Source organism: Microbacterium sp. AG157, from assembly GCF_003385695.1.
In the GTDB taxonomy this organism is placed as follows: Bacteria; Actinomycetota; Actinomycetes; order Actinomycetales; family Microbacteriaceae; genus Microbacterium; species Microbacterium testaceum.
In genome coordinates this window covers 105,933-118,114 of the sequence record NZ_QRDK01000001.1, presented here as the reverse complement: position 1 = coordinate 118,114, position 12,182 = coordinate 105,933, and the positions used below count along the sequence as shown (strand labels likewise).

9 protein-coding genes are annotated in these 12,182 nt (G+C 69.7%); 6 read left to right on the top strand and 3 right to left on the bottom strand.

The window, feature by feature from the left end; translation table 11 throughout:
• Positions 1–5: 5 nt before the first annotated feature.
• Positions 6–647, bottom strand: a complete 642-nt coding sequence (locus DEU35_RS00610) for a copper resistance CopC family protein (protein ID WP_116238335.1) — start codon at positions 645–647, stop codon at positions 6–8.
• 294 nt (positions 648–941) lie between these two features.
• On the opposite strand from DEU35_RS00610, the gene DEU35_RS00605 reads away from it, so the two are divergent.
• From DEU35_RS00605 to DEU35_RS00595, 3 genes are all read left to right on the top strand, one after another.
• Positions 942–1,430, top strand: a complete 489-nt coding sequence (locus DEU35_RS00605; RefSeq protein WP_174799632.1) for an FHA domain-containing protein — start codon at positions 942–944, stop codon at positions 1,428–1,430.
• On the top strand, positions 1,430–2,116 hold the full coding sequence (locus tag DEU35_RS00600; RefSeq protein ID WP_103210636.1) for a MerR family transcriptional regulator: 687 nt from the start codon (positions 1,430–1,432) through the stop codon (positions 2,114–2,116). The genes DEU35_RS00605 and DEU35_RS00600 overlap by 1 nt, the downstream gene beginning before the upstream one ends.
• Before the next feature lie 95 nt (positions 2,117–2,211).
• Entirely contained in the window at positions 2,212–2,757 is a 546-nt protein-coding gene (locus DEU35_RS00595) for a MerR family transcriptional regulator (RefSeq protein WP_103210638.1), read from the top strand.
• Between the two features lie 185 nt (positions 2,758–2,942).
• Here the strand turns inward: DEU35_RS00595 and DEU35_RS00590 are convergent, their stop codons facing one another.
• Positions 2,943–3,755 (bottom strand): ParA family protein, encoded by an 813-nt coding sequence (locus DEU35_RS00590; protein ID WP_103210640.1) that lies wholly within the window; start codon positions 3,753–3,755, stop codon positions 2,943–2,945.
• Between the two features lie 68 nt (positions 3,756–3,823).
• On the opposite strand from DEU35_RS00590, the gene DEU35_RS00585 reads away from it, so the two are divergent.
• The 3 genes from DEU35_RS00585 to def are packed head-to-tail and all read left to right on the top strand — an operon-like array spanning position 3,824 to position 10,099.
• Positions 3,824–7,231 (top strand): pyruvate carboxylase, encoded by a 3,408-nt coding sequence (locus tag DEU35_RS00585; protein ID WP_116238334.1) that lies wholly within the window; start codon positions 3,824–3,826, stop codon positions 7,229–7,231.
• A gap of 46 nt (positions 7,232–7,277) precedes the next feature.
• Positions 7,278–9,611, top strand: coding sequence for a MinD/ParA family protein (locus DEU35_RS17340; RefSeq protein WP_258873291.1), 2,334 nt, complete (start codon positions 7,278–7,280; stop codon positions 9,609–9,611).
• Entirely contained in the window at positions 9,608–10,099 is a 492-nt protein-coding gene (def, locus tag DEU35_RS00575) for a peptide deformylase (protein ID WP_103210645.1), read from the top strand. Before DEU35_RS17340 ends, def begins: the two co-directional genes overlap by 4 nt.
• Before the next feature lie 192 nt (positions 10,100–10,291).
• On the opposite strand, the gene DEU35_RS00570 is transcribed toward def, so the two are convergent.
• Positions 10,292–12,118 carry a long-chain fatty acid--CoA ligase gene (locus DEU35_RS00570; protein WP_116238333.1) on the bottom strand — a complete coding sequence of 609 codons (1,827 nt, stop codon included), beginning with the start codon at positions 12,116–12,118 and terminating at the stop codon, positions 10,292–10,294.
• Positions 12,119–12,182: the final 64 nt, after the last annotated feature.

Here is a 12,182-nt window from a genome sequence, read left to right as displayed (position 1 = left end):
CCAGCCTATCGCCCGGTGCCGCCGCCGCCGGCGGTCTTGCGACCCGCGCGCGAGGCGAAGACGTAGACGAGGACGCCGGCCACGACCACCAGGAGGACGGCGAGCAGGATCCACGGCAGGGGGGACGTTTCCGAGGTGTTCTCGGTCGGCGCGGCGGTGTCCTCCGTCGGGGCCGAAGCTGAGGCGCTCTCGGCGGGCGTGGGGCTCGCCGAGGCCGTGGGGGTCGCGGTCGCGGTGGTGGTGGGGGCGGCCGCAGGGACGGTGAAGGCGAAGTCGCCGTCGATGGGGTGCCCGTCGCTCGAGACGACGCGCCACTTCACGGTGACGGTCCCGGATGCCGGCCCCGCCAGGGCCTGCGTCACCTCGGCGCCCGAGACGGTCGGGGCGCCGTTCGCGAGCGAGACTCCGGAGGAGTCGGTGACCTCGATGACGGTCGCCCCGGCGTCGGTGAGGATGTCGGCGCTGTACGAGAAGGTGATCTGCGCGGGCAGCGATTCGAGCGTCGCGCCGGCGGCGGGGTCCGTCGAGACGAGTTCGTCGTGGGCGGCGGCGGGCAGTGCCGGCACGAGGAGGGCCGCTGCCGCCAGCAGGCCGGCGGCCAGGATGGCGGGAAGGGTACGTCTGCGAGGCGTCTCGATGGAAGTCACGCATCGAGCCTAGCCAGGGTGAACGCGGCCGGGCCGGGGCGTGCACGGGACCCCGGCGGCCGTCCGGGCGGTCCGGGGTGAAGACGGCGCGCCGACAGCAGGTGATGCGGACTCGACAGGGGCACGTTCGGGTCGATAGGTTCGAGTGTCTCGTCGACCGCCTCCGCATCCCCCAAACCGCGGTGTCCCGGTTTCGGCGAATACAGACACATCACGCCTCACCATGGCCTGCTCGAAGTCGGTCGACCCCGCCGCTGGCGACCGATCGGTTATGGTGAATATGAAGGAGAAGCCGTGGACGAGACCAGCCGATTCGAGCGAGACGAGATCCGGCGCGCGGCCGATGCCGCCGCAGCCGGTGGTTCGCACGACACGACCCAGACCCACGACGCCGACCTGTCGTTCGTGCCCTTCGGGGCCGACCTCACCGAGGCGGAGCTCGAGGCGATCGAGGCTCTCCCCTCGGGGGCTGCCCTGCTCATCGTGCGCTCCGGCCCGACGACCGGCGCTCGTTACCTCCTCGACACCGACGTGACCACCGTCGGGCGTCACCCCGAGGCCGACCTCTTCTTCGACGACGTCACCGTCTCGCGTCGGCACGCCGAGATCCTTCGCTCCGGCAGTTCGTTCGAGATCGTCGACCAGCGCTCGCTCAACGGCAGCTATGTCAACGGCGAGCGCGTCGACCGCTCGGCTCTCGTCAACGGCGCCGAGGTGCGCATCGGCAAGTTCCGTCTCAACTTCTTCGGCTCGCCGGTCGACCTGCCCGCGGCAGAGCACTGATGGCGGCAGCCCCCTCCCGTAGTCGACAGGCGGCTGCGGGGCTGCTCAGCATCGGGCAGGTGCTCGCGCGGCTGACCCCCGACTTCCCGGCACTCACTTCGAGCAAGCTGCGCTTTCTCGAGGTGCAGGGGATCGTGTCGCCGACGCGCACGGAGTCGGGCTATCGCAAGTTCTCGCCCGCCGACCTCGAGCGCCTGCGTCTCGCGCTCACCCTGCAGCGCGACCACTACCTTCCGCTCGTCGTCATCCGCGACTACCTCGCCGATCTCGATGCGGGGCGCAACCCGGCACCGCCCACCTCGATTCCGTCCATGACGAGCGCTCCGCGCCGCTATCGCCGCGAAGAGCTCTTGTCCGCCGCGGGTGCACGCCCGCAGCTCCTGAACGACGCCGTCAGCACGGGCGTGATCGCCGGTGCCGACACCTATTCCGAGCAGACCGTCACGCTGCTGCGGGCACTCGTGGCCCTCGATCGCCACGGCATCGAGCCGCGCCACATCCGCTCGCTCCGCCAGAGTGCGGAGCGCGACGTCTCGCTGGTGGAGTCGGCGCTGTCGGCCCTGCTGCGGCGCCCCGACGCGCCGTCCCGGGCCCGTGCAAGCGAGCTCGCACCCGAGCTCGCGGCTCGTCTCGACGAAGTGCGGACCATGTTCGTGCGCGACGCTCTCGAGCGCATCCTGTCCTGATCGCGACACGCCGCGGCCCTCGGAGCGGATGTCATTGCCGGGGGACCTCCGCTGATCTAGCGTGGAGGAAACGAACCGATGAGGAGGACGCGAGCATGAACGCTGGCGACGCGCTCGGTGAACCTCGGTTCGCCGCTGATCTCCTCTTCACCGACGGTCTGCCCGAGATGGACGACGACACCGGTTACCGCGGAGCCGTCGCTGCACGTGCCGCCGGTATCACCTACCGCCAGCTCGACTACTGGGCCCGCACCGAACTCGTCGTCCCGACGGTGCGCGGGGCGAGCGGTTCGGGTTCGCAGCGCCTCTACGGGTTCCGCGACATCCTCGTGCTCAAGCTCGTCAAGCGCCTTCTCGACACCGGCATCTCGCTGCAGCAGATCCGCACGGCGGTCGAGCAGCTCCGCGCCGCGGGTATCCGCGACCTCGCCGGCACCACGCTCATGAGCGATGGAGCGTCGGTCTATCTGTGCACCTCGAACGACGAGGTCATCGACCTCGTCAGCCGCGGCCAGGGCGTCTTCGGGATCGCCGTCGGCAAGGTCCTTCGCGAGGTCGAGTCGACGTTGGTCGACTTCGAGAGCGCGACCCCCGACGCCGTCGACGAGCTCGCCGCCCGTCGCGCCGCGCGCACCGCCTGACAGCGGCCCCGACTCCACGGTTCCCGGATGCCATGGCATCCGGGATTCTCCTCGTGGGCAAGGTCGTTCCGTGTCGACGAGGTCTGGAGCGGCGGAGAACGCATTCTCCCGCGATGACGCGTTTCCGAAACGGGAGACGCCGTCCGGCTGCGGGGCAGCGGGACGGCGTCTGACGGGACTTCTGCTCAGGCCTGGGGCGCTTCGTTGTCGACGGGGATGCGGCCGGTGCGGACGATCCGGTCGAGCAGCGCGTCGAAGTCTGCGGCGAGCTCCTGCGCCGAGTCGCCGGGCCAGACGTGCAGCGGCTTGGCCGCTCCCTGCGCCTGCTGGAGCGAGGTGCGCTCGGGCAGCTGCGGGTTGAGCACGAGAGGGCCGAACATATCGCGCAGTTCCTTGATGCGGAACTGGTGCTCGATCGACTGGGGGCGCACGCGGTTGACCACGACACCGAGGGGTTGAAGACGCGGCGAGAGGCCGCGACGGATCTCCTCGATCGCGCGGAGGGCGCGATCGGCGGCGGCCACGGAGAACAGACCCGGCTCGGTGACCACCACGACGCGATCGCTCGCCGCCCACGCGGTGCGCGTGAGGGCGTTGAGCGAGGGGGCGCAGTCGATCAGCACGAGGTCGTAGTCGGCCTCGATCGTCGCCAGGGCCTCTTCGAGCTTCCAGACATCGCGGACGCTGGGGTGCGGACCGTCGAAGTTGATCGCCGAGGGGCTGCCGATGAGCACGTCGATCGTGCCCGGATGCACCTTCGCCCACCCGCTGGAGGTGATCGCCTGTCGGACGACCTTCTCTTTCGGGTTGGCCAGGACATCGGCGATGTTGAGCCGACCGGCGACCTGGATGTCCATCCCGGTCGACACGTCGGACTGAGGGTCGAGGTCGACGACGAGAGTGCGGACGCCACGTGCGAAGGCCGCGGAAGCCAGCCCGAGTGTCACGGTCGTCTTGCCGACCCCGCCTTTGAGAGAGCTGACGGAGAGTACGTGCACGAGAGTCCACGTTACCGTCCCCTAGGCTGTGAGCACATTCAGCTCCGCCAGCTTGACGTGAGGTGCGCATGTTCTCGAAAATCCTGGTCGCCAATCGCGGAGAGATCGCGATCCGCGCCTTCCGCGCTGCATACGAGATCGGAGCCCGCACCGTCGCGGTGTACCCGTACGAGGATCGTGCTTCCCTCCACCGCCTGAAGGCCGACGAGGCCTATCAGATCGGGGAGCGAGGCCACCCGGTCCGCGCCTATCTCGATGTCGACGAGATCATCCGCGTCGCGCGCGAGTGCGGTGCGGATGCCATCTACCCGGGTTACGGCTTCCTCTCCGAGAACCCGGAGCTCGCCGAGAAGGCGGCCGCCCACGGCATCACCTTCATCGGACCTCCCGCCGAGGTGCTCGCGATGGCCGGCAACAAGGTGACCGCGAAGGAACACGCGATCTCCGCCGGAGTGCCGGTGCTGCGCTCGACCCCGGCGTCGGACGATATCGACGACCTGCTCGCTCAGGCCGACGACATCGGGTTCCCCGTCTTCGCGAAGGCCGTCGCCGGCGGGGGCGGGCGCGGCATGCGGCGGGTGGAGTCGAAGGGTGAACTCGCCCCCGCGCTGGCCGAGGCCATGCGTGAGGCCCAGAGCGCCTTCGGCGACCCGCGCATGTTCCTCGAACAGGCCGTCCAGCGTCCGCGCCACGTCGAGGTGCAGATCCTCGCGGATGCCGCGGGCGAGACGGTGCACCTGTTCGAGCGCGACTGTTCGGTGCAGCGGCGGCACCAGAAGGTCATCGAGATCGCGCCCGCGCCGAACCTCGACCCCTCGGTCCGCGACGATCTGCACCGCTATGCCATCGCGTTCGCCCGCTCGATCGGCTACCAGAACGCCGGAACCGTCGAATTCCTGCTCGAGACCGCGGGCCCGCGCACCGGCGAGGTCGTCTTCATCGAGATGAACCCGCGCATCCAGGTCGAGCACACGGTCACTGAAGAGGTCACCGACGTCGATCTCGTGCAGTCGCAGATGCGGATCGCCGCGGGCGCCACGCTCGCCGACCTGCACCTGCAGCAGGACGACATCCGCCTGCGTGGTGCGGCGCTGCAGTGCCGCATCACGACCGAAGATCCCACGCAGGGGTTCCGCCCCGACACCGGAATGATCACGACGTACCGTTCGCCCGGTGGGGCCGGCATCCGTCTCGACGGAGGCACGACCGCCGCGGGTTCGCAGGTGAGCCCGCACTTCGACTCGATGCTGTCGAAGCTCACGTGCCGAGGCCGCGACTTCGAGGCGGCGGTGTCCCGCGCGCGTCGGGCCCTCGCCGAGTTCCGCATCCGCGGTGTCTCGACGAACATCCCGTTCCTTCAGGCCGTTCTCGACGACCCCGCCTTCGTCGCGGGCGATCTCAGCACGTCGTTCATCGACGAGCGTCCCGGTCTGCTGAAGGGCCGCGAATCGAAGGACCGCGGCACCAAGATCCTCTCGTGGCTCGTCGACACGACCGTCAACCGCCCCCACGGGGAGAACCCGCTCTCGATCGACCCGAGCGCGAAACTGCCCGCACTCGATCTGGTCGCCCCGGCTCCGGCGGGCTCGCGCCAGCGGCTTCATGAACTCGGCCCGATCGGCTTCGCGAAGGCCCTGCGCGAGCAGACCGCCCTCGCCGTCACCGAGACGACGTTCCGCGACGCGCACCAGTCGCTGCTCGCCACGCGGGTGCGCACGCGCGATCTCGTACGGGTCGCCCCCTACGTCGCACGTCTGACACCCGGACTCCTGTCCGTCGAGGCGTGGGGCGGAGCGACCTACGACGTCGCGCTCCGCTTCCTCGGCGAAGACCCGTGGGAGCGCCTCGATGCGCTGCGCGAGGCCCTGCCGAACGTGGCGATCCAGATGCTCCTCCGTGGCCGCAACACCGTCGGCTACACCCCGTACCCCACGGAGGTCACCGATGCCTTCGTGGCCGAGGCCGTGGCATCCGGAGTCGACATCTTCCGCATCTTCGATGCGCTCAACGACGTCTCGCAGATGCGGCCGGCGATCGACGCGGTGCTGCGCACCGGCACCGCCGTCGCCGAAGTGGCCTTCTGCTACACCGGCGACCTGCTGGATCCCGCCGAAGACCTGTACACGCTCGACTACTACCTGCGTCTGGCGGAGCAGATCGTCGACGCGGGCGCGCACGTGCTCGCGATCAAGGACATGGCGGGACTTCTGCGCCCCGCGGCCGCGGCGACGCTCGTCTCGGCCCTGCGCGAGCGCTTCGACCTGCCGGTCCATGTGCACACGCACGACACCGCGGGCGGGCAGCTCGCGACCCTGCTGGCCGCGTCGGCCGCGGGAGCGGATGCCGTCGATGCGGCGTCGGCGCCCATGGCGGGAACGACGAGCCAGCCGTCGCTGTCGGCGCTCGTCGCCGCCCTCGCGCACACCGATCGCGACACGGGTCTCGACCTCGCGGCCGTGAGCGACCTCGAACCGTACTGGGAGGCCGTGCGTCACCTGTACCGCCCGTTCGAGTCGGGGCTGGCGGGCCCCACCGGGCGCGTCTACCGGCACGAGATCCCCGGCGGGCAGCTGTCAAATCTGCGCCAGCAGGCGATCGCCCTGGGGCTCGCCGACGACTTCGAACTCATCGAGGATATGTACGCCGCGGCGAACCGCATCCTCGGGCGCGTGCCGAAGGTCACGCCTTCGTCGAAGGTCGTGGGCGACCTCGCCCTGCACCTCGCTGCGGTCAAGGCCGACCCCGACGACTTCGAGCAGCACCCCGACACGTACGACGTGCCCGACTCCGTCGTGTCGTTCATGGCGGGCGAGCTCGGTGACCTGCCCGGCGGGTGGCCCGAGCCCTTCCGCTCGAAAGTCCTCGCCGGTCGGGATGCGAAGGTGGGCACGACCCCGCTGACCGACGACGATCAGGCCGCCCTCGCGGGGGAGTCCGCCGACCGGCGCGCCCGCCTGAACCGGCTGCTGTTCCCCGGGCCGACACGCATCTTCGAGCAGGCCCGCGAGACGTACGGCGATCTCAGCGTGCTCGACACGGCCGATTATCTCTACGGACTGCGTTCCGGAGGCGAGCACACCGTCGAGATCGAGCGGGGCGTGCAGCTCTTCGTCGGGCTGGAGGCCGTCGGTGAGGCCGACGACAAGGGCATGCGGACCGTGATGACGACGCTGAACGGTCAGCTGCGCCCGGTCTTCGTGCGCGATCGTTCGATTGACGTCGAGGCGCGCCAGGCCGAGAAAGCCGACACCTCGAAGCCCGGGCAAATGGCAGCGCCGTTCTCGGGGGTCGTGACGATGAAGGTGTCGGCAGGCGATCGCGTCTCACTCGGTCAGGCGGTGGCGTCGATCGAGGCCATGAAGATGGAAGCGGCCATCACCGCGACCGTCGACGGCGTGGTTGAACGCGTCGCGATCGGTACCACACAACAGGTGGAAGCAGGAGATCTTTTGCTGGTAATCCGTCAAGCGCAGTAGCCTGGGAGGGGGCGCTTTCGCGCCCTCTTCCCGTTTGGAGACTGCAGTGACCCCCGACCGCACCGACGCGAACCCCGACGAGAACGCCGAGCACGGCGTGCTCGAGGACGGCGGGAACCTCGATACAGCCAGCATCACGATCCTCGGCGGACACATCGCGCAGGTCAATGTCGACCTTCCCGTGACCGGCGACGATGACGACCTCGACGACGACGTGATCGAAGATGAGATCCCCCTCGACGAGGCCGATCTCGCCGCCCTCGACGCCCCGCGCCTCCCCTCTGCCGCGCCCGCCGACGATCACGCCGACGTCGTTCACCACCCGCACCTCGAGCAGATTCCGACGGGTGACATCATCATCGAGCCGCATCACACCGACACCGACGAGGAGTCGTTCGCCGACGACGACGTGCACGACGCGGAGATCGTCGACGAGACGCCCCGTGGCGGCTCCGAGCACGAGATCCCGGATGCCGATCACCCGGCCGCCGAAGAGAGCGTCGGCGACGAGGTTCCTCTTCGCGCGACCGCCGAGACCTCGGACGACCTGCCGGGAGCGGACGGACTCGCGGAGGGGGCGGACGAGTCCCGCGTGGCGGCCGAAGCCGAGAACCTTCCCGCCGACGACCCGGCGGGAGCGGACGACCGCTCCGACGACGACGTGCCCGCGCAGAGCGATCCGGTGGAGACCGAGCGGCGGACCGATGATCGCGCGGGTGCCGAGATCGTCGACGACGTCGAACTGCTCGAGGCGGACGCGGCCGAACCGGTGGACGCGTTCGACGACGTCCCCCTCGGAGCGCACGACCTCGAGCACGATCACGCGTCGGTCGATCCGGAAGAGCCCGGCACGCACGACGAGCCCGCGACGTACGGCGAGGCCGCAGACATCGCGGAACCGCTGACGCGCGCGCCCTGGATTCCCGCGGCCTCGGACGAGGCGGAGGCCGGCAGCTCCGGCATCGGCGAGGCGCACGAGCTCGAGCCGGGGGATGCCACTCCCGAAGACGCGGAGCCCTCCCACCCCGAGCCGGAAGATGTCGCCGACGACGGCGCCGATGACGCAGAGGTCGAGGAGACCAAGATCGTGGCACAGACGCCCGCAGACGCCACGCAGCCGGTCGACGCGCCGCGCCCGGAAGCCGCGGCCGAGCCGCAGACCGCCGCTTCGACGGCCGCCGCCGAGATCGAGGCCGATGCCGCCGTCGCACGGGCCGGTCTCGAGGCCGCCCCGGCCTCCGCCCCGGCACCGACCACGCGCGCCGAGCGCGCCGCGACGGGCGTCATCGGAACGATCCCGCTCACGCGCCGCGGCGCCCAGCAGGCCGACGACGCCGCCCGCGTCGATCGCTCGCATTCGCTGGAACGCGTGCGCACGCCGGCCCCCGAGGTCACGCTCGCCTCGAAGCGCATCGGGCAGATCGACGACGCGCGCGAGAGCTCCGATCTGCTCACCGCCGACCGTCTGCTCGACCCGCGGCAGATCACGCGTCCGGAGCCCGAGGGCCTGTGGCAGCAGCTGGTCTACTCGGTCTCGCGCCACCGCATCAACCTGGGTGACGGTCGTCGCGCCCGCCAGCGCAAGGATCTCGACCGTCGGATCGCCGCACCGCTCGCCGGCGGCGCTCGGTTCGTGCCGGTGCTCTCGCGCAAGGGCGGCGTGGGCAAGACCACCGTCACTTCGCTGTTGGGCATGGCCCTGGCAGACGCCCGCGACGACCGCATCATCGCGGTCGACGCCAACCCCGACCGCGGTACGCTCGCCGACCGCGTGGGTCGCGCGAACGGCCGCACGGTTCGCGACCTCGTGCGTTCCCACGACGAGATGGTCGGCTACAACGACGTCTCGTCGATCGTGGCACGCGATGCCACGCGTCTCGACGTGCTGGCATCCGACTCCGATCCGCGGGTGTCGGAGGCCTTCAGCGACGAGGACTACCGCCAGGTCGCCGACGTCGCCGCGCACTACTACTCGATCGTCCTGACCGATACAGGCACGGGGATCGTGCACTCGGTCATGGGTGCCACGCTCGAGCTGGCCGACACACTGGTCATCGTCGCGGGTCTCTCGGTCGATGAGGCGCGCCTGGCGTCGGAGACACTGACCTGGCTCGAGACCAACGGGTACGCATCGCGCGTCCGCGACGCCGTGGTGGTGCTCAACACCTCTCGCCCCGGCACGCCGCTGGTGCGCGAGAACGAGCTCGAGGCGCACTTCCGCTCGCGTGTGCGCACGGTCATCCGCATGCCGTACGACGCCCGCATCGCCGCGGGCAGCGCCATCACTTTCCGCGAACTCCAGCCCTCGACCCGACAGGCCGCGCGCGATCTCGCCGCCGCCGTCGTCGAAGGCCTGCGCACCCCGGCGGCCGCCGCATGACCGTCCGCCCGATCCGCCTGTTCGGCGACCCCGTCCTGCGCGCGACGAGCGCGCCCATCGAACAGATCGACGACGGCATCCGTGCTCTCGTCCAGGACCTCGTCGATACCGTCGAGCTCCCCGGGCGCGCGGGCGTCGCGGCCCCGCAGATCGGTGTGGGGCTGCGCGCCTTCAGTTACAACATCGACGGTGATATTGGCTACGTACTGAACCCCGTGCTCGTCGAGACGCGCGGAGAACCGCAGCCGGTGGGCGAGGGCTGCCTCTCGGTACCGGGTCTGTGGCATGACGCGCTCCGCTACCCGTGGGCGAAGGTCGTCGGGATGGACCTCGACGGCAACGAGGTCGTCCTCGAGGGCGAGGGGCTGCTCGCCCAGGCCCTGCAGCACGAGACCGACCACCTCGACGGCATGCTCTACCTGTCGCGCCTGTCACCCGAGACCCGCCGCGAGGCCATGCGCCAGGTGCGCGAGAGCGACTGGTTCTGACCTGATCTCTGCAGAAGGGCCCGGATGCCGGCATCCGGGCCCTGTGTCTGCCCCCGCTCGTCACGAGAACAGGAGGGCGCGACGAGAACAAGCCGGTTCGAGGCGATCGTCCCGTATCCGTGACATCTCCTATTCTCGCGACGCGAAACGGCCCGGCCCCGCGAGGGAACCGGGCCGTCGTCGTCGCGCGTGTCAGGGAAGAGACACGTTGGTCGTGTTGACCGGCACCGCGTAGATGTCCTCGATCGCGTCGGCGAAGTCCGACGTGATGACGTTGCGCTTGATGCTCATCTTCGGGGTGAGGTGGCCGCTGGCCTCGGTCCATTCGGTCGGCAGGATCGTGAACTTGCGAATCGACTCCGCGCGCGAGACCCGCGTGTTGGCGCGGTCGATCGCGCCCTGCACCTCGGCGCGGACCTTGTCGTTCTCGGCCGCCTCGGTGAGCGGCATGTCGGCGGGGAGGCCGTTGTTCGACAGCCACGTCGGCAGCATCTCGGTGTCGAGCGTGACCAGCGCCGCGATGAACGGCTTGTGGTCGCCCACCACGACGACCTGGCCGACGATGGGATTGGCGCGGATCGGATCCTCGAGGGCCGCGGGAGCGACGTTCTTGCCGCCGGCGGTGACGATGATCTCTTTCTTCCGTCCGGTGATGGCGAGGAAACCGTCGCTGTCGAACGCGCCGATGTCGCCCGTTTTGAACCACTCTCCGTCGAAGGCCTCGGCCGTGGCCTCGGGGTTCTGCCAGTACTCCCGGAACACGTTGATGCCCCGCACTTGGATCTCGCCGTCATCGGCGAGACGGATGCCGACACCCGGCAGCACGGGACCGACGGTGCCGATCTTCGACTTGGTGGCGAGGTTCACGGTGGCCGGTGCGGTGGTCTCGGTGAGGCCGTAGCCCTCGAGGATCACGACGCCGAGGCTGCGGAAGAAGTGGCCCAGGCGAGTACCGAGAGGAGCCGACCCCGACACCGCGTAGACGATGTTGCCGCCCATGGCATCCCGGAGCTTGGAGTAGACCAGCTTGTCGAAGAGCGCGAACTTGATCTTGAGCAGCAGGGGGATCGGCTTCCCCTCCTGCAGGCGCTGGGAGTGCTCGATCGCGGCGTCGGCGGCGGCTCGGAAGATCTTGCCTTTGCCACCCGCCTCGGCCTTCTGCTCGGCGGAGTTGTAGACCTTCTCGAACACGCGGGGGACCGCGAGCAGGAAGGTGGGGCGGAAGCTGCCGAGTGCCGGGAGCAGCTGCTTCGTATCGGGCTGGTGGCCCGTCTTCACGCCCGCGTGCACGTTCAGCAGCGAGATAAAGCGTGCGAACACGTGCGCCGTGGTGATGAACAGCAGGGTCGAAGCGCCAGGGGTCTCGACGACCTCGTGCAGCGACTTCGCGGAGTTGCGCGCCAGCTCGACGAAGTTGCTGTGGACGAGCACGCAGCCCTTCGGGCGACCGGTGGATCCCGAGGTGTAGATGAGAGTCGCGACATCGGAGGCCTTCGCCAGGTGGCGGCGGCGCTCGATCTCTTCGTCGGTGATGTGCGTGCCGCCCGCGACGAGCGCGTCGAGAGCGCCCGAGTGCATCGCCCACACGTCGCGGACGAGGGGAAGGTCGCTGCGCACCTCGTCGAGACGCTCGGCGTGATCGGTCGACTCGACGACCACGGCGATCGCGCCGGAGTCCGACAGGATCCACGAGATCTGCGACGGCGAGCTGGTCTCGTAGACCGGGACCATGATGGCGCCGGCGTAGAACAGCGCGAAGTCGACCAGGGTCCAGTCGTAGGTGGTGCGGGCGATGAACCCCACCTTCTCGCCGGGCTGGATGCCGGCGGCGACGAAGCCTTTCGCGAGGGCGATGACCTGCCGTTCGAATTCGACGGCGGTGACATCGCGCCATCCGTCTCGGTCGGGAACCGCGAACAGCGGTCGGTCGGGGGTGGCGCGGACGCGGTCGGCGAGCAGGTCGGACGCGTTCGCGTCGGGTTCTGCGGGAATGAGGGCGGGTTGATCGAACTGGATCACGGCAACTCCTTTGGCACCGGAAGAACGTCGAGCTGTGGGACGAGTCTATCCGCACCGAGGCGCT